Source organism: Cellulosimicrobium cellulans (assembly GCF_024124905.1).
Lineage (GTDB): Bacteria > Actinomycetota > Actinomycetes > Actinomycetales > Cellulomonadaceae > Cellulosimicrobium > Cellulosimicrobium cellulans_G.
This window is the reverse complement of the sequence record NZ_JAMXST010000001.1, coordinates 137728-163497: the sequence shown is the minus strand read 5'-3', so window position 1 is coordinate 163497 and position 25770 is coordinate 137728. Positions and strand designations below refer to the sequence as shown.

The 25770-nt window shown below is 74.6% G+C and carries 25 protein-coding genes; 5 read left to right on the top strand and 20 right to left on the bottom strand.

Translation table 11 applies throughout. The features are described from left to right. Position 1 precedes the first annotated feature (1 nt). From NHH00_RS00715 to NHH00_RS00695, 5 genes are all read right to left on the bottom strand, one after another. Positions 2 to 976 (bottom strand): phosphatidylinositol mannoside acyltransferase, encoded by a 975-nt coding sequence (locus NHH00_RS00715; protein WP_253049271.1) that lies wholly within the window; start codon positions 974 to 976, stop codon positions 2 to 4. Next, complete coding sequence (pgsA, locus tag NHH00_RS00710; protein ID WP_253049269.1) at positions 976 to 1638, bottom strand: phosphatidylinositol phosphate synthase; 663 nt, start codon at positions 1636 to 1638, stop codon at positions 976 to 978. Before pgsA ends, NHH00_RS00715 begins: the two co-directional genes overlap by 1 nt. Continuing rightward, positions 1638 to 2219, bottom strand: coding sequence for an HIT family protein (locus NHH00_RS00705; RefSeq protein WP_253050684.1), 582 nt, complete (start codon positions 2217 to 2219; stop codon positions 1638 to 1640). The genes pgsA and NHH00_RS00705 overlap by 1 nt, the downstream gene beginning before the upstream one ends. A gap of 90 nt (positions 2220 to 2309) precedes the next feature. After that, complete coding sequence (thrS, locus tag NHH00_RS00700; RefSeq protein WP_374613744.1) at positions 2310 to 4340, bottom strand: threonine--tRNA ligase; 2031 nt, start codon at positions 4338 to 4340, stop codon at positions 2310 to 2312. A gap of 132 nt (positions 4341 to 4472) precedes the next feature. After that, a complete protein-coding gene (locus tag NHH00_RS00695; RefSeq protein ID WP_141388065.1) occupies positions 4473 to 4652 on the bottom strand; it encodes a hypothetical protein in 180 nt (59 codons plus the stop codon). Positions 4653 to 4824: 172 nt separating this feature from the next. Here NHH00_RS00695 and NHH00_RS00690 point away from each other — a divergent pair, with 172 nt between their 5' ends. Genes NHH00_RS00690 through NHH00_RS00680 form a run of 3 tightly spaced genes read left to right on the top strand, consistent with a single transcriptional unit; the run spans position 4825 to position 6750 of the window. Continuing rightward, positions 4825 to 5268 (top strand): hypothetical protein, encoded by a 444-nt coding sequence (locus tag NHH00_RS00690; RefSeq protein WP_253049267.1) that lies wholly within the window; start codon positions 4825 to 4827, stop codon positions 5266 to 5268. After that, the gene (locus tag NHH00_RS00685; protein ID WP_253049265.1) at positions 5261 to 5665 is read left to right on the top strand and encodes a hypothetical protein; all 405 of its coding nucleotides are present in this window, start codon (positions 5261 to 5263) and stop codon (positions 5663 to 5665) included. The genes NHH00_RS00690 and NHH00_RS00685 overlap by 8 nt, the downstream gene beginning before the upstream one ends. Then, positions 5662 to 6750: a hypothetical protein gene (locus NHH00_RS00680; protein WP_253049263.1), complete on the top strand. Its 1089-nt coding sequence runs from the start codon at positions 5662 to 5664 to the stop codon at positions 6748 to 6750. The genes NHH00_RS00685 and NHH00_RS00680 overlap by 4 nt, the downstream gene beginning before the upstream one ends. A gap of 93 nt (positions 6751 to 6843) precedes the next feature. Here the strand turns inward: NHH00_RS00680 and NHH00_RS00675 are convergent, their stop codons facing one another. From NHH00_RS00675 to NHH00_RS00635, 9 genes are all read right to left on the bottom strand, one after another. After that, positions 6844 to 7506, bottom strand: coding sequence for a TetR/AcrR family transcriptional regulator (locus NHH00_RS00675; RefSeq protein WP_253049260.1), 663 nt, complete (start codon positions 7504 to 7506; stop codon positions 6844 to 6846). After that, positions 7503 to 9314: an ATP-binding cassette domain-containing protein gene (locus NHH00_RS20900; RefSeq protein ID WP_253049258.1), complete on the bottom strand. Its 1812-nt coding sequence runs from the start codon at positions 9312 to 9314 to the stop codon at positions 7503 to 7505. Before NHH00_RS20900 ends, NHH00_RS00675 begins: the two co-directional genes overlap by 4 nt. Next, entirely contained in the window at positions 9311 to 10405 is a 1095-nt protein-coding gene (locus NHH00_RS00665; RefSeq protein WP_253050680.1) for an ABC transporter permease, read from the bottom strand. The genes NHH00_RS20900 and NHH00_RS00665 overlap by 4 nt, the downstream gene beginning before the upstream one ends. Before the next feature lie 130 nt (positions 10406 to 10535). Continuing rightward, positions 10536 to 11015: a CAP domain-containing protein gene (locus NHH00_RS00660; RefSeq protein ID WP_253049256.1), complete on the bottom strand. Its 480-nt coding sequence runs from the start codon at positions 11013 to 11015 to the stop codon at positions 10536 to 10538. 65 nt (positions 11016 to 11080) lie between these two features. Beyond that, positions 11081 to 12397, bottom strand: a complete 1317-nt coding sequence (locus NHH00_RS00655) for a UDP-glucose dehydrogenase family protein (RefSeq protein ID WP_253049254.1) — start codon at positions 12395 to 12397, stop codon at positions 11081 to 11083. Between the two features lie 89 nt (positions 12398 to 12486). After that, complete coding sequence (locus NHH00_RS00650; RefSeq protein ID WP_253049252.1) at positions 12487 to 14148, bottom strand: polysaccharide biosynthesis tyrosine autokinase; 1662 nt, start codon at positions 14146 to 14148, stop codon at positions 12487 to 12489. A 109-nt stretch (positions 14149 to 14257) separates the two neighbouring features. After that, positions 14258 to 15247: a GDP-L-fucose synthase family protein gene (locus NHH00_RS00645; protein ID WP_253049249.1), complete on the bottom strand. Its 990-nt coding sequence runs from the start codon at positions 15245 to 15247 to the stop codon at positions 14258 to 14260. After that, positions 15244 to 16272, bottom strand: coding sequence for a GDP-mannose 4,6-dehydratase (gene gmd, locus NHH00_RS00640; protein ID WP_253049247.1), 1029 nt, complete (start codon positions 16270 to 16272; stop codon positions 15244 to 15246). Before gmd ends, NHH00_RS00645 begins: the two co-directional genes overlap by 4 nt. A gap of 39 nt (positions 16273 to 16311) precedes the next feature. After that, on the bottom strand, positions 16312 to 17691 hold the full coding sequence (locus NHH00_RS00635; protein WP_253049245.1) for a glycosyltransferase: 1380 nt from the start codon (positions 17689 to 17691) through the stop codon (positions 16312 to 16314). Between the two features lie 76 nt (positions 17692 to 17767). Here NHH00_RS00635 and NHH00_RS00630 point away from each other — a divergent pair, with 76 nt between their 5' ends. Beyond that, positions 17768 to 18301, top strand: a complete 534-nt coding sequence (locus tag NHH00_RS00630; protein WP_308202239.1) for an acetyltransferase — start codon at positions 17768 to 17770, stop codon at positions 18299 to 18301. A gap of 1 nt (position 18302) precedes the next feature. Further along, complete coding sequence (locus NHH00_RS00625) at positions 18303 to 19436, top strand: glycosyltransferase (RefSeq protein ID WP_253049241.1); 1134 nt, start codon at positions 18303 to 18305, stop codon at positions 19434 to 19436. Here NHH00_RS00625 and NHH00_RS00620 read toward each other — a convergent pair. The 6 genes from NHH00_RS00620 to NHH00_RS00595 all read right to left on the bottom strand — a co-directional run bounded on the left by NHH00_RS00620 (position 19424) and on the right by NHH00_RS00595 (position 25768). Further along, positions 19424 to 20812, bottom strand: coding sequence for a hypothetical protein (locus NHH00_RS00620; protein WP_253049239.1), 1389 nt, complete (start codon positions 20810 to 20812; stop codon positions 19424 to 19426). The two genes, NHH00_RS00625 and NHH00_RS00620, sit on opposite strands and share 13 nt — an antisense overlap. A 109-nt stretch (positions 20813 to 20921) precedes the next feature. Next, positions 20922 to 22286 carry a hypothetical protein gene (locus NHH00_RS00615; protein WP_253049237.1) on the bottom strand — a complete coding sequence of 455 codons (1365 nt, stop codon included), beginning with the start codon at positions 22284 to 22286 and terminating at the stop codon, positions 20922 to 20924. Then, the gene (locus NHH00_RS00610; protein WP_253049235.1) at positions 22283 to 22627 is read right to left on the bottom strand and encodes a hypothetical protein; all 345 of its coding nucleotides are present in this window, start codon (positions 22625 to 22627) and stop codon (positions 22283 to 22285) included. Before NHH00_RS00610 ends, NHH00_RS00615 begins: the two co-directional genes overlap by 4 nt. Next, positions 22624 to 23565 carry a polysaccharide pyruvyl transferase family protein gene (locus tag NHH00_RS00605; RefSeq protein ID WP_253049233.1) on the bottom strand — a complete coding sequence of 314 codons (942 nt, stop codon included), beginning with the start codon at positions 23563 to 23565 and terminating at the stop codon, positions 22624 to 22626. Before NHH00_RS00605 ends, NHH00_RS00610 begins: the two co-directional genes overlap by 4 nt. Then, positions 23562 to 24665 carry a glycosyltransferase family 4 protein gene (locus NHH00_RS00600; RefSeq protein WP_253049231.1) on the bottom strand — a complete coding sequence of 368 codons (1104 nt, stop codon included), beginning with the start codon at positions 24663 to 24665 and terminating at the stop codon, positions 23562 to 23564. Before NHH00_RS00600 ends, NHH00_RS00605 begins: the two co-directional genes overlap by 4 nt. Next, positions 24662 to 25768, bottom strand: coding sequence for a glycosyltransferase (locus tag NHH00_RS00595; protein WP_253049229.1), 1107 nt, complete (start codon positions 25766 to 25768; stop codon positions 24662 to 24664). Before NHH00_RS00595 ends, NHH00_RS00600 begins: the two co-directional genes overlap by 4 nt. Positions 25769 to 25770: the final 2 nt, after the last annotated feature.

Sequence of the window (25770 nt, the reverse complement as noted above, 5' to 3'; positions counted from 1 at the left end):
CTCATGCGGCGCGCTCCGCGTCCTGCTCGCCCGCCGCGACCCGGGTCCGGGCGTACCGCTCGGGGTCGAGGTCGTCGACGAACACCTTCTGGAGCATGTGCCAGTCCTCGGGGTGCTCGCGGATCGCGACGCTCAGCGCGTCGACCCAGCCCTGGGTCGCGGCGGCCACCCGCTCGGCGCGGGGGACGTCCTGCGCGACCTCGACCCTCGGGAAGAAGCGGATGACGAGGCCCCAGGGCGACCGCGCGGCGCGTCGGCGCGCACCGTGGAGGCGCTCGTAGTAGATGCCCGCGGGGACGAGCGGCGTGCCGGTCGTCACGGCGAGCGCCGCGGGGCCGGCGGCGACGCGCGCGCGGTGGCCGAACAGGTCGACCTCGACGCCACGGTGGGTGAGGTCGCGGTCCGCGAGCAGCGGGATGATCCGTCCCGGCCTGCTCGCCCCGCGGACGAGGTCGCGGAAGACGTCGCCGTCGCCGAGGGCGAGGATCTCGAGGCCGATCGAGTTCCGGAACGCGAGGAACTCCTCGAACAGCTCCTCCGGCTCGAGCCGCTCCGCGACCGTGAGCACGGGCGCGATGTTCGGCGTCGCGTACGCACCCGCCAGGTCCCAGTTGCCCTGGTGGGACAGCGCGAGCACCGGGCTCCGGTCGCCGTCGAGGTGCGGCGCGAGGTTGTCGAGCCCGACCACCCGCACCCGGGCCCGGACGAGCTCGGGGCCCCAGGCGGGCAGCGTGAACGCCTCGCGGTAGTAGCGCATGTACGAGCGCATCCCGGCGCGCGAGAGCCGGCGCAGGGCCCGCGGCGCGAGCTCGGGGCGCACGCGCGCGAGGTTGCGCTCGAGCTGGCGCACTCCCCCGCCGCGCAGGAGCCACGTCACGTCGGCGATCGCGGTGAACAGCCCGCGCAGGACCGGTTCGGGGACCTTGCGCGCGTTGCGCCAGGCGAACGTGAACGCCTTGCCGGCGTCGAGGGCCATCAGCGACCGTCCTCCTTCTCCTCGGGGCGTGCGGCCACCAGCGCGAGGGCCTGGCGGCGCACGGTGGCGACCCGCTGCACGACGGTGACCGCGCTCGCGAGCGCGAGCAGCCCGAGGACGACGACGAGCACGACGGGCGGGACGCCCAGGCCCACGATGCCAGCGGCGACGAGCGCGGCGACGAGCCGGTCGGCACGCTCCGCGATCCCGACCTGTGCCGTCATGCCGACGCTCTCGGCCCGGGCGCGGGCGTAGGGCACGACCGCGCCGAGCGCGAGGCACGCGAGCGCGACGCCGGTCCCCCAGGCAGCGAGGTCGGGGGTCAGGCGCGGGTCGTCCGCCCGGACGAACCACAGGGTGAGGCCGACGAACACGGCCGCGTCCGCGAGCCGGTCGAGCGTCGAGTCGAGGAACGCGCCCCACGGGCCGGACCGGCCCGCGCGGCGCGCCATGACGCCGTCGAGCACGTCGGCGAAGGCACAGACCATGACGACCATCACCCCGGCGAAGAGGTGTCCGGTCGGGAAGAGCCAGAGGGCGCCGACGACGACGCCGAGGGTCCCGGCGACCGTCACCGCGTCCGGGCTCACGCCCAGGCGGAGCAGGAGCGCGGCGAGCGGCGTGAACAGACGGGTCGTGAGCGCGCGCAGGCGTCCGAACATCAGGCACCCTCCCCGTCCGCGGGGCCACCCGCTCCGCCCGGCCCCGCGAGGTCCGGCCAGGCGGCGGCGAGACGCGCCCGCGTGTCGCCGAGGAGCTCGGGCACGGCCTTGGTCTGCGCGACGATCGGCAGGAAGTTGGCGTCGCCCGCCCAGCGCGGCACCACGTGCTGGTGCAGGTGCGCGGCGATGCCGGCCCCGGCGACGGCGCCCTGGTTCATGCCCAGGTTGAACCCGTCCGGTCCCGACACCTCGCGCACGACGCGCATCGCGGTCTGCGTGAGGTGCGCGACCTCGACCGTCTCCGCCTCGGTGAGGTCCGTGTAGTCCGACACGTGGCGGTAGGGCACGACCATGAGGTGGCCGGGGTTGTACGGGTAGAGGTTGAGCACGACGTACGCGGTCTCGCCGCGCGCGACGATGAGCCCGTCCTCGTCCGACCGGTCCGGGATGCGGCAGAACGGGCACTGACCACGCGAGTCGTCCGCGGGCTTGTCCTGCCCGCCGATGTACACCATGCGGTGCGGCGTCCAGAGCCGGTCGAGGCCGTCGTCGAACCGCGGGTGGGAGTCCGGGAGCTCCACGGTCGCCTCGTCGGCAGGGTCGGGGGCGCCGCCCGGCGCGGCCGCGTCGGCCGCGCCGGGCGACCCCGTGCGCTCGTCGCTCACGCGCCGTCAGACCTGGACGCGGTCGCGGACGGCGGTGACGATGCGCTCGACCGCTTCCGCGACGGGCACGCCGTTGTCCTGGCGGCCGTCGCGGTAGCGGAACGACACGGCGCCCGCCTCGGCGTCCTCGCCGCCCGCGATGAGGACGAACGGCACCTTGCGCGTGCTCGCGTTGCGGATCTTCTTGCCGAAGCGGTCGTCGGAGTAGTCGACCTCCGCGCGGATCCCCTGGGCCCGGAGCTGCGCGACGACGTCGGCCACGTAGTCGTTGAACGGCTCCGCGACCGGGACGGCGACGACCTGGACGGGCGCGAGCCACGCCGGGAACGCGCCCGCGTAGTGCTCGACGAGGATGCCGAAGAACCGCTCGATCGAGCCGAACAGCGCGCGGTGGATCATGACCGGACGCTGGCGCGTGCCGTCGGACGCCGTGTACTCGAGCTCGAACAGCTCCGGCTCGAAGAAGTCGAGCTGGATCGTCGAGAGCTGCCACGTGCGGCCGATCGCGTCCTTCGCCTGGACCGAGATCTTCGGGCCGTAGAACGCCGCACCGCCCGGGTCCGCGACGAGCTCGAGGCCCGACTCCGTGGCGACCTGGCGCAGGACCTCGGTCGCCTCCTCCCACGTCGCGTCGTCGCCCACCGACTTCTCCGGGTCGCGCGTCGACAGCTCCAGGTAGAAGTCGTCGAGCCCGTAGTCGCGCAGCAGGTCGAGCACGAACGACAGGAGCGAGCTCAGCTCGTCGCGCATCTGCTCGCGCGTCGTGTAGATGTGCGCGTCGTCCTGCGTGAAGCCGCGCGCTCGCGTGAGCCCGTGCACGACGCCCGACTTCTCGTAGCGGTACACCGTGCCGAACTCGAACAGCCGCAGCGGCAGCTCGCGGTACGACCGCCCGCGCGAGCGGTACACGAGGTTGTGCATCGGGCAGTTCATGGGCTTGAGGTAGTAGTCCTGGCCGGCGCGCTTGACGTTGCCCTCGTCGTCCAGCTCCTCGTCGAGGTGCATCGGCGGGTACATCCCGTCCGCGTACCAGTCGAGGTGGCGCGACGTCTGGAACAGGTTCGCCTTGGTGATGTGCGGCGTGCTGACGAACGAGTAGCCGGCCTCGACGTGCCGCTTGCGCGAGTACTCCTCCATCTCCATGCGGATCGTCGCGCCGTTGGGGTGGAACACCGGCAGGCCCGAGCCGATCTCCTCCGGGAAGGAGAACAGGTCGAGCTCGTTGCCGAGCCGGCGGTGGTCGCGCCGCTCCGCCTCCGCGAGTCGCTCGAGGTACGCCTTGAGCTCGTCCTTCGTCGGCCACGCCGTGCCGTAGATGCGCTGGAGCTGCGGGTTCTTCTCGCTGCCGCGCCAGTAGGCCGCGGCCGAGCGCATGAGCTGGTAGCCGTTGCCGATCAGGCGCGTGCTCGGCAGGTGCGGGCCGCGGCACAGGTCCTTCCAGACCACCGTCTCGCTCTCGCGCCCGGCGCCGCGCACGTTGTCGTAGATCGTCAGCTCGCCGCCACCGACCTCGACGCTCGCGCCCTCGGTGTCGTCCGCGGTGCCGGAGCCCTTGAGCCCGATGAGCTCCAGCTTGTACGGCTCGTGCGCGAGCTCTGCCCGCGCCTCGTCCTCGGTCACGACCCGGCGGCGGAAGGTCTGGCCCTCCTTGACGATCCGCGACATCGCCTTGTCGAGGGCCTTGAGGTCCTCCGGCGTGAACGGCGTCTCGACGTCGAAGTCGTAGTAGAAGCCGTCCGTGATCGGCGGGCCGATGCCCAGCTTCGCGTCCGGGTTGACCTGCTGGACCGCCTGGGCGAGCACGTGCGCCGCCGAGTGGCGCAGCACCGCGAGCCCGTCCGGCGAGTCGACGGTCACGCCCTCGACCACGTCGCCGTCGGCGACCGGCGTGTCGAGGTCCTTGAGGACGCCGTTGACGCGGATCACGACGACGTCGCGACGAGCGGCGAACAGGTCCGTCCCCGTCGTGCCCGTCGTCACCGTGGTCTCCTCGGCGTCGAGGGTGATGGTGAGGGGTGACGAGACGACGTCAGACACGTCCGTGCTCCGATCTGCTGGCGGGAGGCGCGCGGCGCGCGCCCGGTCGAGGTCCTGCGGCCGGCGGGCCCTGCCCGACAGCACGAAGGGCGCCGTCGTGGACGGCGCCCCTCGATCGTACCGACCCGCAGGTCAGTCGTTCGCCTCCTTGGCCTTCTCGGCCAGGGTGTCGACGTGCTGGTCGACCGAGTCCGGGGCGACGGACTTGATCTTCTCCGCCACGTCGTCGATCCGGTCGTCGGTGAGGAACTCCTTCGCCTTGCCGAGAAGGTCGCCGAGGCCCCCCTCGTCCTTCGGTGTCTGCTCGCTCATGTCGGCTCCCTCGAGGGTGGTGGTGCGCGCGTCCCGCGCCCGGGCGTCGGACCGTCCCGCGCCCGTCCGGAACGCTACCCGCGCCCGCGGCGCCCCGCGACGGGAGCCGCGACGTCGGCCGCGCGCACCGCGCCCGTGCCGCCACGTGCCGCGGCCTGTCACAATCGTCGCCATGGACGACGACGTGGCACCCGGCGAGCGGACGGCGCGGGTCTTCCGCCGGCGGCTCAACGAGCTCTTCGCCCGCGGGCGCGGCGGACGGCCCGTGACCAACCGCGAGGCCGCTCAGTGGATGACGGAGCGCGGGTACTCGATCAACGAGGCGTACCTCAGCGCGCTGCGCGGCGGGCACCGCACCTCGCCCAGCCTGCGCGTCGTCGAGGGCATCGCCGCGTTCTTCCACGTGAGCACGGGCAGCCTCGTCGACCCCGAGGAGAACCCCGACGACCGCCTCCGGGCCGCGCTCGCCGACGAAGGCGTCGAGCAGTTCGCGCTGCGCGCCCAGGGCCTGTCGCCCGAAAACGTCCGGGCGATCATCGAGATCGTCGACCGCGTGCGACGCCTGGAGCAGCTGCCTCCCGTGACACCGCCCGCGTCGGACGACGGCCGTGGATGACCTCCTGCGCGCCGCGGGACTCGACCGCGCACGCAGCCTCGAGGAGGCCTGCCGTCTGGTCGCGGCGGTACGCGGCCGGCCCCTCGAGGTCGTCGAGGGCGACCTCGGCCCCGGCGTGAGCGGGCTCTGGCTCGCCTTCCCCGAGCGCGACCTCGTGCTCGTCGACGCGCGCCAGACCCTGCCCGGCCCGCACCGCGACCACGTCGTCGCGCACGAGCTCGTGCACGTCCTCGACGCCTCCGCCACTGCGGGCGCCCCCCGCGTCGGCGCGTGCCGCGACGGGTACGACGACCCCGACGAGCTGCGCGTCGAGCGCCTCGCGAGCGAGCTCATGATCTCGATCGCGTCCCACGGCAGCTCGGGGACCCGGCTCACGTCCCTGGAGCTGTACCGGTGAACCACGCCCTCGACGTCCTCGCCGTCGCGCTCTTCGCCACCGCGGCCGTGTGGACCGGCCTGCGCGCGCGCACGCGCGCCGACGCGGCCCTCCCCCTCGGCCTGGGCTTCGTCGCGGTCGCGAACGCGCTGCGGGCGCCGGTCGTGGCCGACCTCCTCAAGGAGCACGCCCCCGGAGGGACGCACGAGGTCGCCAAGCACGTCGCGCTCGTCATCGGCTGTCTCTTCGTCGGCGTGTGGGCCTACAGCGCGACCACCGGCCGGGCTCCGCGCACCCGGCACGTGGCGCTCGCGGCCGTCGCCGTGGGGACCGCCCTGGTCGCCCTCGCGGCGGCGAGCGGACCGTGGGCCACCCACGACCTCGACGCGCAGGTCCACGACCGCCCCCTCATGTGGGGCTACTGGGCGCTCTACTACGGGACGTTCCTGACGGCGACCGCGACCTTCGCCGTCTCCTGCCTGCGCACGCGCTCGGACCGGCCGCTGCGGCTGCGCTGGGGCATGGACGTGGCGGGGGCGGGCGCGGTCGTCGCCGTCGTGTGGGCCGTCGTCAGCTTCGTGGCGATGGTGCAGCACGAGCCGGGCAGCACCGAGCCGTACCTGGTCCTCGGCCTACGGACGCGGTACCTCGTGCTCGCCGCCACGGTCCTGCTCACCGCCGGCATCGTGGGCCAGCTCGCGTCGTCCGCCGCGTTCGCGCGCGAGCGCCGACGCGACCTCGGCTACCTCCACACGTTCCTCCGCGCCGTCGTGGGCGACGGCGGCCTGCGCGGCTCGAGCGCCGCGGTGGACGAGTACCACCGGACCATCGAGATCTTCGACGGGCTCACCACGCTCGCGCTCCACTCGCGCCGCGACGACGTGGACCACGTCCGGATCGCCGTGCCCGGGAGCCCGCGCGAGGTGATCCTCGCCTACCAGCTCCAGGTCGCCGCGATCCGCAAGACCCGGGGTGACGCCCCGAGCGACGACCCGGACGACTGGTCCGGGCTCCTCGCCGACGACGACGCGCTCCGCCGGCTGGGTCGTGCGCTGCGCGACCGGACGAACCGGGAGGGGACGACCCGCGTCCTCGTGGGCGTCTGAGACGGGCCGCCGTGGCTCGACGCCAAGCTCCCCCTGCGCGCTTGGCCCCGCGCCGAGCCTCGGCCGGCGGGCCTCAACCTACAGACAGACCACCTACGGCGCAACATGCCTCTCAGTTGAAATCTCAACGTTCCCGCTGCCACGAGCGGTCTCGGCGACGACGCCCGGGAGCGGACCGGTGAGGTAGCCCTGGATCGTGGGCCCGACCGCCCGCACCACGGTCTCCGCGGGAGACCCCGCGAGCGGCTCGACCCGGAGCACGTACCGCGCCACGACGAGCCCTGCGAGCTGGCTCGCCATGAGCGCGCCGCGCCACGCGGCCCGGTGCGGGTCCGCCTCGCTCCGCGCGACGGTCGGCCGCACGACCCGGGCCAGCACGAACTCGCGCAGCATGCGCGCCGCCCGCTCGGAGCTCGTGGCCGAGCGCAGGAGCGCGAGGGCGACCCGGCCGCGCGGGGAGTCCCAGGCGCGCAGCAGCGTGCGCACGACGTGCTCCCCCAGTCGCGCCGTGTCGTCGGGCGCACCGTCGAGCAGGAGCTCCTGCGGGTCGAAGGGCACGTCGACGGCTGCCTGGAAGAGCTTCTCCTTCGTCCCGAACCAGTGGTGCACCATGGCGGCGTCCACGCCCGCCCGGGCCGCGATGTCGCGGACGGTCGCACGGTCGTAGCCGTGCTCCGCGAACGCGTCCCGCGCGGCGGACAGGACGTCGGACCGCGTGTCGGACCTGCCCGGGCGCCGCCCCCGCCGGCCCGTCACGCCGCTCCCGCCCGGGTCGTGGCCGCGCGGTCCACGAGCACCATGGTCTCCTCGAGCGTCGCCGGGACGACGTCGCAGGTCGCGACCACGCCCGCCGCGGCGAGCGCGTCCCGGACCGTCGCGAGCGTCGTCCCCGCGACGCGCGCGGCCCGGCCGTCGAGCATGACGGGCAGGCCCGCGGCGTCGAGCGCCGCGAACGCCGCCTGCCACTCCCGGGACCGCACGACGACCGCCTCGCGCCCACCGACGACGTCGGCGACGGTCCCCGACGCCACGGAGCGTCCGCGCGAGAGGACGTGCAGGCGGTCGCACTGCTCGGCCTCCCGGAGGTAGTGCGTCGTCACCAGGACCCCGACGCCCGCGTCCGCCTGCGCGTGGATCGCGTCCCACGCGCGCGCCCGCGCGAGCGGGTCGACGCCGGACGTCGGCTCGTCGAGGACCAGCAGGCGTGGCGCGTGCAGCAGGGCGCAGTGGAACGCGAGCTGGCGCCGGCGGCCCAGCCCGATCTCCGCCACGGGCCGACGGCGGACGGCCGCGAGCGCCGGCGGCAGCGTCGGCACGTCCCGCACCCCGTACACCGCCGCCACGAACTCGACGTTCTCCTCGACGCTCAGCTCGCCGGAGAGCCCGAGGCCCTGCGGGACGTAGCCGACCGCCCGGCGGCCCGCGCGGTCCGGCGGTGCGCCGCGGACCTCGACCCGCCCGCCGTCGAGCCGGTCGAGGCCGAGGACCATGCGCAGGAGCGTCGTCTTGCCCGCGCCGTTCGCGCCGAGCAGGCCCACCACCTCGCCGGGGCGCACGACGAGCGAGACGTCGTCGACGGCCGCGACGTCCCCGAACCGCCGCTCGGCGCCGTCGACCCGCACGAGGGGAGCGTCCGCCCCGGCGGCGAGCCAGCCCGGGCCGTGCGGCGCCGGGCCCACCGCGTCGCGGGCGGCGTCGTCCGTGCCGTGCGCCTCTTCGGCGCCGGGCGTGCCGTACGCGCCGCGACCGAGCGTGAGGGCCACGACGGCATCCTCCAGGTCGGCGTCCACGGGACCCCCGGTCGGCGAGGACGAGCCGTCGGGCCACCAGGTGCGGACGGTCCGGCCGCGTCGCCACGACCGGTCGGCCGCGCCCGCGGGCGCGACGGACGCGACGGTGATCCGGCCGGGGGCGGCGGCGCGCACGTCGTCGGGCGTCCCCGCGGCGAGGACCGTGCCCGCGTCGAGGACGACGACGTCGGCCGCCCGCTCGGCCTCGTCGAGGTAGGTCGTCGTGACGAGGACGGCTGCGCCGGACGCCGCCGACTCGGCCACGAGCCGCCACAGCTCGACGCGGCTCACCGGGTCGACGCCGGTGCTCGGCTCGTCGAGGAGCAGGACCTCCGGCTCGTGCAGCATCGCGAGACACACGCCGAGCTTCTGCCGCATCCCCCCGGAGAGCTGCGCCCCGAGCCGGTCCCGCGCCTCGGCGAGCCCCGCGCGCTCGAGCAGCTCGTCCGCGCGCCGGTCCCGGCGCGCGGCCGGCATGCGGTACGCGTCGCCGACGAGCTCGACGTTCTCCGCCACGGTCAGCCCGGGCCACACGCCGCTCGACGACGGCTGGTAGCCGACCCGGTCGCGGGCCGGGACGTCCACGGTGCCGCCGGCGACCGGCACCTGCCCGAGCAGCGCGCGTACCAGTGTGGTCTTGCCGGCGCCGTCGCCGCCCACGACCGAGGTGACCTGTCCGCGCGGGAGGTCGAGGTCCACGCCCGCGAGGGCGCGGACCACGTGCCCGCGCCCGGGGCGGAAGGTGACGTCGAGACCGCGTGCGCCCCAGGTCACCGGACCGTCCCGCTCGTCGTGGGTGCGACGGCCGCGAGCGCGTCCGCGCGGCGTCGGCGGTGCTCCCGTGCGGGCGAGAGCTCGCGCGAGAGCCGCAGGACGGCCATCCCGAACACGACCACGGCCATCACCGCGAGCACGGCGAGCGGCAGCCACAGCGCGGACCACGACGCCCCGCGGACCATCACGCCCTGCGAGACCTCGGTGAACCACGTGAGGGGCAGGAGGTACCCGATCCAGCGCACCCCTGCCGCCATCGCGTCGAGCGGGAAGATCATGCCCGAGAGCAGCACCTGCGGGAGCATCGTCATGAGCGCGACCTGCACCGCCTGCCCGGTGGTCTGCGACACGGTGGAGATGAGCGCGCCGATGCCGAGCACGACGAAGAGGAACAGCGCGGCTCCCACCACGAACGGGGCCACCGGTCCGGCGAACGGCACGTCGAAGATCCACATCCCGAGCAGCGTCACCGCGACCATGTCGAGGCAGGCGAGCAGGAAGTAGGGCGTGATCTTGCCGAGGATCACCGCGGCGGGGCCGAGCGGCATCACCGCGAGCTGCTCGAACGTCCCCGCCTCGCGCTCCTTGACGAGCCCGATCGACGTGATGATCGTCCCGATGAACGTGAGGATGAGGCCGATCAGCGCGGGCACCATCACCCACGACGTGTCGAGGTCGGGGTTGAAGAGGATCTCCGAGTCCACGGCGTCCCCGAGGGACGCGACGAGCACCTTCGCCGACTGCGCGGCGAAGAGGTTGGACCCGTCGACGTAGACGGTCGGGCGGTCGTCCCCCGGTGCGGGCGCGACGACCGCGACGTCGCTGCGGTCGTCGCGCAGCGCCGCGCGGGCGTCGGCGTCCGTCCCCGCGGGGTCGACGCTCACGACGTCGAGCGCGTCGGCGGCGGCCGGGTTCGCCTCGATCGCGGCGACCGCCTGCTCGGCACCCGGGCCCACGGCCGTGACGGTCAGCGTCTCGACCGTGAAGTTCGCCGCGAACCCGAACACGACGAGCAGGAGCAACGGCATCCCGACGAGCATCGCGACCGTGCGCCGGTCCCGGCGCAGCTCGCGGAACTCCTTGACGACCATCGCGCGCACGATGCCTCCCCGGCCCTGACCGCGCCCCGGCACGCGGTCGAATTCATCACCTGTTGAAAACAGACGATAGGACGCGGCGGTCGAGGGGTCAAGGGCGTGCGGACCTGGCTCGGGTCGCCGGTCAGCCGAGGAACACCTGGGCACAGACGAGACCGCCGGCGCCCTCGGTGGCGTCCGCGACGCACGCGATCCCGACGGACGTCAGCGTCGGGTCCAGGAGGTTCGCCCGGTGCCCGGGGGACCCCATCCACGCGTCGACGACCGCGGCCGGCGCGGCGCTGGCCCGGCTGAGGTTCTCCGCCGCGGTGCCGCTCGCAGGAGCGCAGTCCGTCACGACCTCGTCGAGGGGGGCGTGCTCGAGCGGGGCGCCGACGAGCGCCGTGGCACGGGACAGCGCCTGCTCGGTCGCGCAGCCGCTCTCCTCCAGCCGGGGGACCCCCGCCTCGTCGCGTTCCTCCTGCGTCTCCGCCAGCAGCCGGGCGGCGTACTCCGTCGGCTCCCAGGGCCGGGCCGCCGCGGGGTCGTCGGCGCTCGGAGCCCCGCGCCCACCGTCGTGGCCCGGCGCGCAGGCCCCGAGGGACAGGCTCGCGAGCGTCGTCACCAGCGCCGCGAGCCGACGCGCTCCGGCACGGGGCCCGGAACCGGCGCGTGCCGCCGGGCCGCCGTTCACCGCCGGCCGAGCGCGCGGTACGTCCACCCCGCCTCGCGCCACACGGTCGCGTCGAGCGCGTTGCGGCCGTCGACCACGCGGGGGGCCGCCACGAGGCCGTACAGCTTGCCCGGGTCCAGGTCCCGGTACTCCTGCCACTCGGTGAGGACCAGCACGGCGTCCACACCGTCCACCGCCTCCTCGACGGTCTCGGCGAAGCCCAGCGAGGGGGCCTTGGCGCGCGCGTTGGCCAGCGCGCGCGGGTCGGTCACCACCACGCGCGCGCTCCGGTGGTGCAGCCGCTCCGCGACGTCGAGCGCTGGCGAGTCGCGGACGTCGTCGCTGTCCGGCTTGAACGCCGCACCGAGGACGGCGACGCGCGCGCCGGCCAGCGGACGCCCGTCCAGCACGCCGACCGTGAGGTCGACCATGCGCTCGCGCCGGCGCAGGTTGATCGAGTCGACCTCGCGCAGGAAGCTGACGGCGGGGTCGGCGTGCAGCTCCTCGGCCCGTGCCATGAACGCGCGGATGTCCTTCGGCAGGCAGCCGCCGCCGAACCCGAGCCCGGCGTTGAGGAAGCGCCGCCCGATCCGCTCGTCGAGGCCGATCGCGTCGGCGAGGAGCGTCACATCTCCCCCGGCGACCTCGCACAGCTCCGCCATCGCGTTGATGAAGGAGATCTTCGTGGCGAGGAACGAGTTCGCCGCGACCTTGACGAGCTCGGCCGTCGCCCGGTCGACCACGAGCCGCGGCGTACCCTCGCCGAGGGCCGCGGCGTAGACCGCGTCGAGCGCCTCGACCGCACGAGCGCCCGCCGCGTCGTCCGGGACGCCGTAGACGAGCCGGTCGGGTCGCAGCGTGTCCTGGACGGCGAACCCCTCGCGCAGGAACTCGGGGTTCCAGACGAGCGTCGCGGTGGGACGGACCGCGGCGAGCTCGTCCGCGAGCCGCGCGGCCGTCCCCACGGGGACCGTCGACTTGCCCACCACGACCGCGTCCGCGTCGAGGTGCGGCACGAGCGACCGGAAGGCTGCGTCGACGGACGACAGGTCGGCGGCGTACGAGTCGGCGCGCTGGGGCGTCCCCACGCACACGAAGTGGACCTCGGCGTCGGCCGCCGCGGCGAGGTCGGTCGTGAAGGTGAGCCGTCCGGAGGCCCGCGCCTCCGCGAGCATCCCGTCGAGCCCCGGCTCGTAGAACGGCGCCCGCCCGTCGCGCAACGACCCCACCTTCCGGGCGTCGACGTCCACCCCGACCACGTCGTGCCCCAGCGTCGCCATGCACGCCGCGTGCACCGCGCCCAGGTAGCCGCAGCCGATCACCGAGATCCTCATGCCGTTCCCCCTGCTCGTCGCCGCCGGCCACCCGGCGTCCCGTCCGTGGCGCTGCGTGCGACCGGCGAACCGGGGCAGCGCCGCCCTCCTCACTGCCGCTCGCTCGGCAGCACCACCTCGTCGAAGGTCCCCGCACGGACGCGACGGCCGACCGAGACCGCCGGCTCGTCCGCGGCGTCCCGGTCCCCTCGTGCGGCGTCCGGTGCCGCACCGTCTGCCGCACCGTCGGACGGGGCGACCCGTCCCGGCTCCTCGGCGCCGACGCGCGCCCACGCACCCGGGACGGCCGGCGCGGTGGCGCCCTGCGGCGTCGGCCGACGCGCGTGCCGACGCGCCCCGCCCGCGCGACCCCGGGCCCCGCGGCGCGTCGTGCCCGCGGACGCGCCGGGCTCGTCCGCGGTGTACTCCTGGTAGGCGTACTCGTACGCGCCCGCACCGGGGCCCCGCACCGGCACGCGGTTGACGACGATCCCCAGCGGGGGGACGCCCACGGTGACCAGAGCAGAGAGCGCGGTCTCCAGCTGGTCCCGGTGCACGGTGCCGGCACCGACCACGACGATCGCGCCGCCGACCCCCTTCGCGAGGATCGCCGCGTCGGTGACCGGGAGGAGCGGGGGCGTGTCGATCACGATCACGTCGTAGTCGGCCCGCAGCCGGTCCAGGAGCTGCGTCATCGGGGCCGCCCCGAGCAGCTCGCTCGGGTTCGGCGGGATCTGCCCGGAGGCGATGACGTCGAGGTTGGCGTTGCCCCAGGGCTGCAGGGCGTCCTCGACGCCCACCTTCCCGATGAGGATCGTCGTCAGCCCGACCGAGCCCTCGACCCCCAGGTACCGGGCGACCGACGGCCGCCGGAGGTCCGCGTCGACGAGGACGACGCGCTGACCCGCGTCCGCGAGCGTGATGGCCAGGTTGATGCTGGTGGTGGTCTTGCCCTCGCCGGGGAGCGCCGACGTCATGAGGTACGTGCGCGCGGCCGGGCCGAGCTCGAGGAACTGCAGGTTGGTGCGCAGCCTGCGGAAGGCCTCCGCCCGGACGGCCTGGGGCGACTCCTGGACGATGAGCGGGTGCTCCGGCGCCTCCTCGTCGTACCCGACGACGCCCAGCACCGGGGCGTCCGTCACGTCCTCGACGTCCGACGTGGACCGGACGCGCGTGTCCAGGAGCTCGCGCACGACCGCCACCGAGACGCCGAGCACGAGGCCGACGACGAGCCCCAGCGCCAGGTTCAGCCGGACGTTCGGCGACGCGGCGGAGGTCGGCACCGACGCCGCGCGGACCGTGCTGATCTGCACGGGCGAGTCGCCGCCCCCGACCGGGGTCTCGAGCTCCCCCACGACCGCCGCGAGCGACCGGGCCGTCGCGTTCGCGATCTCGGCGGCGAGCTGCGGCGACTCGTCGGTCGCCGTGACGTTGATGAGCGCCGTGTCGAGCGGCGAGTCGGCGCGGACCCGCTGCGCGAGCGACCCGGCGTCGTCCGCGAGGCCGAGCTCCTCGATCACGGGGTCCAGGACGCGCGGGCTCGTCACGAGCTCGATGTACGACTTGACCTGGCGCACGGTGAAGTTCGACCCCTGCAGCAGGTCCGTCGTGGAGTCGGAGCCCTGCACGGACACGTACACCTGGGACCGGGCGGAGTACGTCGGCGTCGTCAGGAGCGAGTACGCGCCCGCGAGCGCCAGCCCGAGCGCCCCGACGACCACGATCGTGACCCACCTCTTGCGCAGCAGGACGAGGTAGTCCCTGAGCTCCATCGTCGTCCCCCTCACCGGGCCGCTCCCCCTGAGCGTCCACCCACGACCGCCTCAATCTCGCACAGGGCACCGCACGTCGCGAGCCTGGGCACCTCCACCCGCACCGGGGTCACGCGCGGACCCGCCCGGCCTGCTCGCGGTACCACGCCACGGTCCGCTCGATCCCCTCGCGCAGCCCCGTCCTCGCCTCCCAGCCGCTCGCGCGCAGCCGGGACACGTCGAGCAGCTTCTGCGGCGTGCCGTCCGGCCGCGACGTGTCCCAGCGCGTCGCGCCGTCGTACCCGACGACGTCGGCGACCGTCTCGGCGAGCTCGCGGACGGTGACGTCCTGCCCGGTGCCGACGTTGACCTGGACGGGGCCGTCGTAGTGCTCCAGGAGGTGCAGGCACGCGTCGGCCATGTCGTCGCTGTGCAGGAGCTCTCGCCGTGGCGACCCCGTCCCCCAGTTCGTCACCTCCCGGGCGCCGGTCCGCACGGCCTCGTCGTAGCGCCGGATCAGCGCGGGCAGCACGTGCGACCCGGTCGGCGAGAAGTTGTCGCCGGGTCCGTAGAGGTTCGTCGGCATGGCCGAGATCCACGGCAGCCCGTCCTGGCGGCGGACCGCCTGGACCTGCAGGATGCCGGTGATCTTCGCGATCGCGTAGGCGTCGTTGGTCGGTTCGAGGGGCCCCGTCAGCAGCGCCTCCTCGACGATGGGCTGCGGCGCGAGCCGCGGGTAGATGCACGACGAGCCCAGGAACAGCAGCCGCTCGACCTCGGACGTCCGCGCGGCGTCGAGGACGTTCACCTGGATGCGGACGTTCTCGCTGAGGAAGTCGACCGGGTACGCCGCGTTCGCCATGATCCCGCCGACCTTCGCCGCCGCGAGGACGACGTAGCGCGGGCGGTGCGCACGGAAGAAGTCGTGCACGGCGTCGCGGTCGGTGAGGTCGAGCTCCGCGGAGGTCTGCCCCACGAGCCGGGAGAACCCCGCCCGTTCCAGCCGGCGCCAGATCGCCGAGCCGACCAGGCCGCGGTGGCCGGCGACGTAGAAGACGGCGTCCCGGTCGAGCGGCGCCGTTTCGTGGCGGACGAGGTCGCGCTCGTCGGGCGTCGTCATGCCGCGTCCCACGTCGCGAGCGCGACCCGGTCGATCCACGGCGACCCGGCGTGGCTCAGGGCCTCGACGTCCGCGTCGACCATGATGCGCGCGAGCTCGCGCCCGTCGACGGTCGGCTTCCACCCGAGGTCGACGTGCGCCCGGCTGGGGTCGCCGACGAGGGCGTCGACCTCCGTCGGGCGCAGGTAGCGCTCGTCGAACCGCACGTGCCGCTCCCAGTCGAGCCCCGCGTGGGCGAACGCCTCCTGGAGGAAGTCGCGTACCGACAGCCCGATCCCCGTGGCGAGGACGTAGTCGTCCGGCCGCTCGGCCTGCAGCATCCGCCACATGCCCTCGACGTACTCGGCCGCGTACCCCCAGTCACGGACGGCGTCGAGGTTGCCCAGGTACAGGTGCTCCTGACGACCGGCCTGGATGGCCGCCACGGCGCGCGTGATCTTGCGGGTCACGAACGTCTCGCCGCGGCGCGGGCTCTCGTGGTTGAAGAGGATCCCGTTGACCGCGAACATGTCGTAGGCCTCGCGGTAGTTCTTCGTGATCCAGTATGCGTAGAGCTTGGCCGCCGCGTAGGGCGAGCGCGGGTGGAACGGCGTCGTCTCGTTCTGCGGCGGCGGGGTGGCGCCGTAGAGCTCGGACGACGACGCCTGGTAGTAGCGCGTCTCCACGCCCGCCAGGCGCACCGCCTCGAGCAGGCGGATCGCCCCCGTCCCCGTGGTGTCCGCCGTGTGCTCGGGCTCGTCGAACGAGACCCGCACATGGGACTGCGCCGCGAGGTTGTAGACCTCGTCCGGGCAGATTTGCGCGATGAGCGACACGAGGCGCGCGCCGTCGGACAGGTCCGCGTAGTGCAGGAAGAGCCGCGCGTCCTCCTCGTGCGGGTCCTGGTAGAGGTGGTCGATCCGCGCCGTGTTGAACGTCGAGGCGCGGCGGATCAGCCCGTGCACCTCGTACCCCTTGCGGAGCAGGAGCTCCGCGAGGTACGAGCCGTCCTGCCCCGTGATCCCCGAGATCAGTGCCTTCTTCATGCTTCCCCCTGAGTCGTGCAGCGGCGCTGCCGTCGGTGGTTAGGTACGTGCGACGCCCGGGACGCGCGCCGCGCCGTCGGGCGGCACGACACCCGCGGTCGCGGTCGCTCCTGGTGTCGTGGTGGTGCCTGCGGTGGTGGTCCTGGCCCGGGTCCCCCGCGGGCCGCGTGCGTGCTGCCGGAGGACCGTCGCGAACGCGTCGACCGCGGCGTCCTCCGTGAGCGTCTCGTCGCGGTAGCGGCGACCCGCCGATCCCAGACGGTCGCGACGACCCGGGTCGGCCGCGAGCGCCCGCACCGCGTCGACGAGCGCCTGCGGGTCCTGCGGGTCGACGCGGACGCCGCCACCGGATGCGCGCAGCTCGGCCGCCGTCGTCGAGCCCTCGGACGACGCCGCGAGCACGGGCCGGGCCGCGTCGAAATAGGACGTGAGCTTGCTCGGCACGGACATCTCGGCGAGTCCCGCGAGCTCGTTGACGAGCAGCACGTCGGAGGCCGCGAGCGCGGCGCGGAACTCCGCGTCGGGCAGGGGGTCGACGAACTGCAGGCGGAGCACCCCGCGCCCGGCCGACTCGAGCGCGGCTCGACGGCTCCCGTCGCCCAGGAGCACGAACCGCACCCGCGCACCCTGCGCGTCTGCCAGACGCGCCGCCTCGACGACGTTCTCGAGACCCTGCTTCACCCCCTGGTTGCCGGCGTGGAGCACGACCGTCTCGTCGTCTCCCCACCCGTGGGCGGCGCGTACGGTCGCGCGGTCCGGGAGCACCGCGTCGTGCGCGAGGTGCGTCCAGTTGCGCACGACGCGCAGCGCGGCGGCATCGACCCGGAGGGACTCGCCCAGATGGCGCGCGAAGCGCTCGTGGATCGCCACCACCGCGTCCGCACCGCGGGCGACGCAGCGCTCGACGGCACCCACGAGGCGAGCCACGCGGCCCGAGGCCGCCCCGGTCTCCTCGACACCGAGCGAGTAGAGGTCCTGGGTCCAGAGCACGACGCCCGGCGCGTCGGCGCGCGCCGCCCTGCGCGCACGCCCGGTGCGGAGCCGCAGCATCGCGACGGCCGCCGCGAAGAGCGACGGTGAGACGAGCAGGACGACGTCGGCGTCGGGCCAACGCGTCGTCGCAGACCGCACCCCAAAGCTCAGCTCGGCGAGGAGGCGGCGCACGGAGCTGGGCGACCGGGGTACGTAGTGGCGCAGACGGAGCACCTCGACGCCGTCGACCCGTTCCCGGCGGGACCACCCGCGGTAGCCCGCACGGACACGCCACTCCGGGTAGTGCGGAAAGGTCGTGAGTACGCTCACCCGCGCCCCGCGAGCAGCCAGCGCGCGGCTCAGCGCCGACGTGTAGGGCGCATTTCCGGTAGGTTCAGGTGCGTAGTTGGCGCCGATCACCAGGACGCGCATTCCCGAGATGCTCACGCACGTACGATAACGACGTTCGGGCCGATTCGCTGGGGGGCAGATGACATCGCAGAAAATGCGCCAGGAAGTCCGCGTGATCCCGCTCGCCGAGGCGCCCGGGGAAAGGACTTCCTGGGGGCGCCCGAGTGCGCTCGTCTACCTGTGGGGCGCCGCCGAGATCCTGTTCGTGTCGAACCCCTGGCAGGTCAGCTCGCGCCTGCGCGTCGCGGTGCTGCGCGCCTTCGGCGCCGACATCGGAGCCGGGGTCGTCTTCCGCCCGCGCACGCGCGTCCGCTTCCCATGGAAACTTCACGTGGAGGCAAACTGCTGGATCGGTGAAGGGGTGTGGATCCATAACCAGGACCACGTCTGGATCGGGCACGACGCCGTGCTCTCGCAGGACACGTTCCTCACCACGGGGAGCCACCGGCACCGCACCGACATGGGGCTCGTGACGGCCCCCGTGCACGTCGGCCCCGGGGCGTGGGTCACCGCACGGTGCGTCGTCCTCGGCGGTACGCGGATCGGGCGCTCGGCGCTCGTCACACCTGGGTCGGTCGTGCGCGGCGACGTGCCCGACGGCCGTGTCTGGGACGGCCGGTCGCTCTCGGACCGGACGCGGTTCTGAGATGGCCGGCCGACGCCTGCGGGTCCTGCACGTGGCCACGCTCCTCACCCCCGACGGCGCGTACGGGGGTCCCGTCCGCGTCGCGACCAACCAGATCCGGGCGCTGCGTGCACGAGGTCACGACGCGATCCTCGTCGCCGCTGCGGCAGGTTTCGACGAGCTCCCGACGACGTGGGACGGCGTGCCGGTCGTGACGTTCCCCGCCGTCCGGGCCGCGCCGGGCGCGGGGTTCGCGGGGCTCGCCGCACCCTCGATGGTGCGGTGGATCCGGGCCCGCGGGGCTCGTGCCGACGTCGCGCACCTCCATCTGGCGCGCGACCTCGTCACCCTGCCGGCGGCGGTCACCTGGGCCCGGTCGGGCAAGCCCTACGTCACGCAGACGCACGGCATGGTGATGCCGTCCCCGCACCCACTCGCGGCGCCCCTCGACGCGGTCCTCACGCGCCGCGTCATGGCTCGCGCGTCGACGAGCTTCGCCCTCACCCCCGTCGAGGAGGGCGGCCTCCGCACGCTGTTCGGCCCGGGAGTCAGCATCCAGCGGCTCGTCAACGGCGTGCCGGCGGGCGGGACGAGCGACCCGCAGCCACCCGACCACCATCCCGAGGTGCTGTTCCTCGCCCGCCTGCACCCCCGTAAGCGGCCCGTCGCCTTCGTCGACGCCGCGGCCCGTCTCGCGCCGCGGTTCCGCGAGGCCCGGTTCCGGATCGTCGGTCCGGACGAGGGCGAGGGCGCCGCGGTGCGCGACCGGATCGCGGCACTCCCGGCGGGCGTCCGCGGGCGGGTCGTCTGGGAGGGGGCGCTGCCTCCCGAGCGCACGACGGCCCGGCTCGCGCGCGCGTCGCTCTACGTCCTGCCGTCCGTCGACGAGCCGTTCCCCATGAGCGTCCTCGAGGCGATGTCGTGCGGGGTCCCCGTCGTCGTGACGCGCACGTGCGGGCTCGCGGAACCGGTCGAGCGCGCCGCGGCGGGCGCGGTCGTGGGCGAGGGCGTCGACGACCTCGCCGCCGCTGTGGCACGGTTCCTCGACGACCCCCGTCTCGCCCAGGACGCGGGCCGCCGCGCGCGCGACCTCGTCCGGAGGGACTACTCGATGGACGCGGTCGCGGACGCGCTGGAGCGCGCCTACGCCCGCTGAGCCCCGGCACCCCGGACACCTCGGCCTGCACCGACGCCCGGCCCCAGCGCGACCGCGGCGGCGACGAGAGCGACCGGCACCCAGAGGTAGCGGTTGTACATGCTCGGCGCGGTCGCGCTGAACGCGAGCGCCGTGACGCCGACCGCGTACACGCGGGCCTGGAGCGCCGTCCGGGGCACGGCCCGCGCGGCGCGCACCGCCGCCACCACGAGACAGCCGAGCAGGCCCGCCGCGAACAGGACACCCCCCTGGTAGAGCGCCGCGACAGGCAGGCTGTGCACCCCCAGCGTGTCGACGACGAGGGAGGACCGGGCGTCGAGACCGGCCCCGCTGACCGGGTCCTGCAGGAAGCCCCGCCACCCCAGGACGATGGTGTCCCACCGGGACGCCGAGGTGTTGAGCGACGCGTCCCCGCCCGACAGCCCGAGGACCTGCTCGACCCGTTCCGCCGGCCGCAGCGCGCCTTGCGTCTCGCCGAGCACGCCGCCCGCGAACCAGAGCGCCGCACCGGCGACGACGGCCGCGACGGCGACCCGCCCGACAGGGATACCGCGCAGGAGCAGGAGGGCGGTGCTGCCGAGGACGGCCGCCAGCATTCCGCTCACGCTGCCGCTGAGCACGAGACCCACGACTCCCGAGAGAGCGGTGCCCACGAGCAGGAGCCGCTGGAGCCCTCCCAGGCCGCGCGTCAGCCCGGACAGGCCGATGACGACCGCGAGCGACGCGATGGCACCGGTGTCGCTGACGTGGCCGGTGAACCCTGTGTAGCGGCCTGCGGTGGTGACGACCCCTCCCGGGATCGCGCCCGGGCCGAGCGCGAACTGCACGAGCGCCCCCAGGGAGCATGCTGCCGCCCCGACGCCGAAGGCGACGAGGCCCCGCCGCAGCCGCCGCTCGTCGTCGAGGAGGACCGCGAGCTGCCACGGGAGAACGAGCGCGACGTACAGCACGCGGACGAGGCTGACGAGGCTCTCGGTCGGCGCGGGAGAGCCCGCCGTCGCGAGGCAGCCCCCGACCACCAGCAGCACCGCGGCGGGCAACGCCCAGGCGCCGTACGGGTGCGGCGTGGGCTGTCGGCCTATGGCCGCGAGGCACAGCGCGAGACTGGCCAGGAGGACGACGTCTCCCACCGTGATGCCGCCGCCCACCCGCAGCACCATGAGCGACACGAGGACGAGACCGCCGTACAGGAGCACCCGCGCGAGAGCCAGCACGGGGTCGCGCGACCCGTCGCGACCCTCGTGGACGACCTCGACGTCGCGGGGAGCTCTCGCCGCCCTGCGGGCGCGCCCGCCCGGAGGGCGGCCGGCGACTCGTCCCGCTCCTGGCGGGAGGACCCCCACCGGTTCCTCGGTCACCGAGAACTGGTCATGCATCAGTCATCTCCTGCCCATCTCTCCGCCGCTACCCGAACCACCCACGGGGCCGCCGACGACGCCGCCCCGCCGAGCCGCGACGGCACGCCGGGAGTGCGCGACGCACCGCTCACCCCGATCTCGAACCGCGCGAGGTGCCGGCGCCGGGAGACGACGCGCGCCCTGCCCTCCCGACGCGCTCCGTGCCCTCTCCGTCCCGGAAAGGAGAATGGACCGCGCAATGACCACGGGGCCGCACCGCATTCATGCGTGACAAGCCCACCGCGTGATAGGTCCGCGCCGCCGCGGGAAGGAAGAAGACGACATATCCGATCCCTCCGAGGACGAATCCCAGGACGAGGCTCACGAATGGCCCTCCGACCAGATATCCGATCACGAACCCGCACCAGGTCACCGCGACCATGCCGACCCGCGCGCGCGTCACGACGGACTGCGCCTTGAAGATCCGCATGACGACGAGGTGCGGTCCCACGAGCCCGCCGCAGGCTGCGAAGCAGCCGACCGCCGCGAGCGCGACGACGAGCTCCCCGCGCTCGATGCCGGACGGCTGGACCGCCCCCGCCACGGCGACGAGCACGAGCACCGCGCCGAGCGCGGTCGCCCCGCCCGCGGACAGCAGGCCGAGGCGCCGTCCGCGCCGGACGAGGGTGGCGTCGTCGGGCCGGCCGGTCTCGCTGACCGCGTCCGAGAGCAGGTTCAGCGCGACGGCCGCGAAGAGCACGTTCACCGGACCGTAGAGCGTCTGGCTCAGCCGGAACGCGCCGACGCTCGCGCTCACGGAGAGCGCGCCGAGCACGAGGAGCGGCACCGTCGTGGCGAGCTGGGCGACGAGGAACTCCCACGCCTGGGAGCGAGCCCGCGTCCCGTACACCGAGTACCGCGAGAAGCGGGGCACGCGGTGTGCCGCCAGCGCGAGCGGGACCGCCGCCACGGCGTAGCCTGCGCACCACACCGCGTAGAAGGCGACGAGCGGCTGCGCCGTACCGGCGACGACGAGGACGGCGGGCACGAGCAGGAGACGGATACCGTCCGAGACCGCAACCGCCCCGTTGCGTCCCTGGCCGATGCAACGAAACCGCAGCCAGTCCTGGACGACCGGCGCGACGCTGAGGACCCCCAGCAGCGTCGCGCCGCCCACGCCGAGCACGGTCACGGCGAGGTCCGCCGCCGCGACGAGCACGACGACCGTCCCCGCGGCGGCGGCGACGTAGCGAAGGGGGACGACGGCGTGGGGGTCCGTCCGCCGCTCGATGAGCGCGGGCTGGAAGAGCCCGCTCCGCACCAGCCCGGTTCCGACGTTCAGCACGAGGAGAGCCAGGCTGAAGCTCGCGAACTCGTCCGGCTCCATGTGCCAGGCACCCAGGAGGACGACCGCCGCACCCGCCGCGCTGGCCGCGGCCTGCGAGAGGACGAGCGGACGGGTCAGGGCCGCCGGGACCGCGAGGGACCGCCGTAGCACGTCGGGAGGCGTCATGCGTCGAGCCTCACGACCCGGCTTCCTGCGAGCAGCGCGCCCACCCGGGGCGCCAGCGGGGCGCCCCGCCTCCAGTACACGACCCCGATGCCCGCGTTGAGGATGGTCCGGCGCCAGCGCCAGGGCATGACGAACCGCCCGAGGCGAGCCGCTGCGTCGGATCGGCGGTCCGTGACGCTGAACCGCAGGTGCGTGGCCACGGGGTCCAGGCCTGCTCGGGCTGCCTCGTGCCACGCCCGCTCGTCGGTGACGAGCACGAAGTCGGCCACAGGGTCGCAGTCCGCGACGGTCCGCCCCGGCCCGTCGAGCACGGCCGTCGCCTCCGGTCGCCCGCGAGTCATCGCTCGATCCCCCATCGGCGGCGCCAGGAGTCGACGGCGTCCCGCGGGACGTCGATGCGGACCACCTCGCCCGAGCGCAGGTCCTCCTGGTAGCGCCGTGCCGCGTGGCGCGAGGGCGCTCGCAGGCCGACCGAACGCGCGATCTCCCGCGCGCGGTTGTCGATCGACAGCACGAGGGTGGGCACGCCCCGCTGCATCGCTCGGATGCCGCCGTGGAGCCGGAGCCCCACGTACGCCGTCCCCGGTGCGTCGAGCACCGCGTCGAAGTCCTCGAGGCGCGGGCCGAGCATCGTGCCCGTGCCGGCCCGGAGACCGTCGACGTACTCGCGGTCGCCGGGGCCCTGGGGCCAGAAGAGCACCTCGTCGAAGCGTTCGGCGAGCGCCCGCACGAGCCTCCGGTCGGCCAGCGGGTCCTGGCTGTAGTCCGTGAACGTCACCACGACGCGCCGTTCGTCGGACGGGAGCGTCTGCTTCTCCACGCCCCACAGCGTCGGGCAGCTCGTGTGCACCGCGGGCACGCGCGCTCGCCGCAGCTTCGCGAGCGAGTACTCGTCGCGCACGGCCCAGGGCACGTCCCCGGCCAGGGACCGCAACCACGCCCCCGAGGCCGGGTCGATCCCCGCACGCTGGTACTGCCACCAGCCGACGCCGAGGAACGTCAGCCGCCCCCGGCACAGGTCGACGTCGGCGGCGGGCCAGTGCCACGCGCGACGGAAGCGCATGTGGTCGGATAGCAGGTTTGTCCCGCACACGACCACCGACCGGGCGCCGCGCAGGGCCGCGCGATGGGTCGCGTCGAGCCTTCCGTGCATCGGCACGAGCTCGACCTCGGTGCCCCGCTCGCGCAGCGGCGCGACGAGCTCCGCGTCGACTGCCTCCGAGATGATCCGGTCGCCGACGTTCGTCGACGCCGCTCCCGGGTCGACCACCACGATCATCGGACCGCTCCTTCCTCGAGGCTGCTCAGCCAGCCGCGGTACTCCGCGCCCACCCGCTCCCACGTGGCGGAGCCCTCCGTCCACTCCCGGGCGCGGTGGCCGAGGTCGCGGTTCCCGTCGACCTCGTCGAGCGGCCCCAGCAGACCGGTGGGGCGGGCGAAGTCGGCGACGACGGCCGCGCCCGCAGACCGCAGCGGTCCCGCCGCGTGGATCGTCGACGAGACGACGGTCGGGACCCCGGCGGCGAGCATCTCGAGCAGCGTGATGCTGCACGACTCCCAGCGAGAGGGGTGCAGGTAGGCGCGGCAACCCGTGATGAGCCGCCACTTCTCCTCCCCGCGCGCGTTGCCGCGCAGATCGACGGTCCCGTCGAGGCCGAGCTCGTGGACCAGTCGGGCGGTCCGCTCGCGACCACCCCGGAAGTCGGGTCCCGCGAGCACGAGGCGCGGACGCGGCGCCGGGAGCTCGGCCCAGCGGCGCAGCAGGTTGTCGATCCCCTTGTGGTCGGGGTCGTGGCGCCCCATCCAGAGGAAGTAGTCACCCGCTCCGACCCAGCGAGGGACCTCCTCGGGCGCCGGTGCGCCGTTGGGCAGCACGAGCGCCGGCGCGGTCCGGCCGCGCGCGACGGCGTCCGCGAGGCGGCGCTCGGACGGGTAGAACACGTGCAGCCAGTCGACACGGCGCACGACGGACGCCTCGGCGGCCCGCCGGGCGCCGGCCACGTCGCGCAGGCGCGACGTGATGCCCGGCTCGTACACGCCGTGCGGCATGAGCACCACGACCGCGCCGCGCGCCCGGGCGCTCCGCGCCGCGACGACGTTGCTCACGACCCAGCCCTCGTGCAGGTAGACGACGTCCCCGGGCCGCACCTCGCTCGCCAGGCCCGTCGGTACCCAGCTCGTGCGTCCCCGCCCGAGGTGCGTGACGGTGCGCACGCTCCCCCGCAGGTCCTCCGGCACCTCTCGCGGTGCCGGCACGCTCGCGCACAGCACCACCGCCTCGTATCCCGCGCGGCGCGCCAGGCGCACCCAGTTCTCGACGGAGTCGGTCACGCCGGACGGGTGGGCCAGGAACCGCGCGTAGTAGTGGACGACCCTCATGCCGCCTCCTTCACGACCTCGTGCACCGACCGCACGATCCGTTCGGCGGCCGCCTCCGTCGACGGCACCTCGCCTGCGGCCCCCGCCGGACGGTCCGTCGCGGCGAGGCGCAGCCACGCGGCGGCAAGGTCCGACGGCGTCCCGGGCACGGTGAAGAGGTCGGACCCCTCGGTGAGGTACTCGATCTCCGGGGCGTGGCGACCGACGTCGCTGGTCAGGACGGGCAGCCCGAGCGCGAGGGCGTCGACCGCGACGAGCCCCACCCGACCCGGGTTCAGCAGCAGCCGCGACACCGCGGCGGCGCGCGCGGTCCCCCGTGCGTCGACCTGCCCCAGCACCACGACGCGGCCCGTCTCGGCGGCCAGGTCCTCGAAGACCCGCCGAGCGGGTCCGTCGCCCGCCACGAGGAGCCAGACGTCGGGGTCCCGACGCAGGGCCTCGCGCACGGTCCCGACGACGAGGTCCGGCAGCTTGTGCTCGTTGAGCGCCCCCAGCAGGAGCGCGGCGTGGGCATCCCCCGGCAGCCCGACGGCGTCGCGGTAGGCGGCCAGGTCCCGATCGTCGAGGGCGGACCGCTCGCGCCGCAGCGTGCGCGTGTCGGTGCTGTTGCCGAACGACGTGACGCGGTCCGCCGGGACCCGTGCCGTCTCCAGGACGTGACGACGTCCTGCCTCGGTGTACGTCAGGACGTGCCGCGCGCGGCGGTTCAGCCAGGCCTCCCATCGCCCTGCGAGCGTCACCTCGTCGGCGGTGTAGGAGGCGCCGTGGCCCCAGGTCACGTACGGCCTCCCGCGCAGGGCGGCCGCCAGTGCGTCGAGGTTGCCCGCCTGCATCTCCGTGACGAGCACCGCGTCACGCCACTCCGTCGGGACCACGCGACGGACCAGGTGCCGCCCCCCGGGGCCCACGCGCACCACGCGCACGGGCACCTCGGTGGCCCAGGCCGCCTCGACCATGTCGCCCCGTCCGCGACGGCGCCGCATCTGCTCGAGGTCGCCCCCGTAGAAGACGTGCGCGTCGACCCCGCGCTCGTCGAGCCCCTCCACGACCAGAGCGAACAGGCGCTCCCGGTACGCCGGGACGTAGGGCTGGGTGATCGCCACCC

Excerpts from the sequence above, each read along its gene's own strand:
- NHH00_RS00715 (WP_253049271.1), bottom strand. The coding sequence starts at position 976 with ATGGCCCTCGACGCCGGCAAGGCGTTCACGTTCGCCTGGCGCAACGCG.
- NHH00_RS00615 (WP_253049237.1), bottom strand. The coding sequence starts at position 22,286 with ATGACGCCTCCCGACGTGCTACGGCGGTCCCTCGCGGTCCCGGCGGCC.
- gmd (WP_253049247.1), bottom strand. The coding sequence starts at position 16,272 with ATGAAGAAGGCACTGATCTCGGGGATCACGGGGCAGGACGGCTCGTAC.
- NHH00_RS00665 (WP_253050680.1), bottom strand. The coding sequence starts at position 10,405 with ATGGTCGTCAAGGAGTTCCGCGAGCTGCGCCGGGACCGGCGCACGGTC.
- NHH00_RS00605 (WP_253049233.1), bottom strand. The coding sequence starts at position 23,565 with ATGATCGTGGTGGTCGACCCGGGAGCGGCGTCGACGAACGTCGGCGAC.
- NHH00_RS00645 (WP_253049249.1), bottom strand. The coding sequence starts at position 15,247 with ATGACGACGCCCGACGAGCGCGACCTCGTCCGCCACGAAACGGCGCCG.
- NHH00_RS00655 (WP_253049254.1), bottom strand. The coding sequence starts at position 12,397 with ATGAGGATCTCGGTGATCGGCTGCGGCTACCTGGGCGCGGTGCACGCG.
- NHH00_RS00690 (WP_253049267.1), top strand. The coding sequence starts at position 4,825 with ATGGACGACGACGTGGCACCCGGCGAGCGGACGGCGCGGGTCTTCCGC.
- pgsA (WP_253049269.1), bottom strand. The coding sequence starts at position 1,638 with ATGTTCGGACGCCTGCGCGCGCTCACGACCCGTCTGTTCACGCCGCTC.
- NHH00_RS00600 (WP_253049231.1), bottom strand. The coding sequence starts at position 24,665 with ATGAGGGTCGTCCACTACTACGCGCGGTTCCTGGCCCACCCGTCCGGC.
- NHH00_RS00695 (WP_141388065.1), bottom strand. The coding sequence starts at position 4,652 with ATGAGCGAGCAGACACCGAAGGACGAGGGGGGCCTCGGCGACCTTCTC.
- NHH00_RS00610 (WP_253049235.1), bottom strand. The coding sequence starts at position 22,627 with ATGACTCGCGGGCGACCGGAGGCGACGGCCGTGCTCGACGGGCCGGGG.
- NHH00_RS00625 (WP_253049241.1), top strand. The coding sequence starts at position 18,303 with ATGGCCGGCCGACGCCTGCGGGTCCTGCACGTGGCCACGCTCCTCACC.
- NHH00_RS00650 (WP_253049252.1), bottom strand. The coding sequence starts at position 14,148 with ATGGAGCTCAGGGACTACCTCGTCCTGCTGCGCAAGAGGTGGGTCACG.
- NHH00_RS00620 (WP_253049239.1), bottom strand. The coding sequence starts at position 20,812 with ATGCATGACCAGTTCTCGGTGACCGAGGAACCGGTGGGGGTCCTCCCG.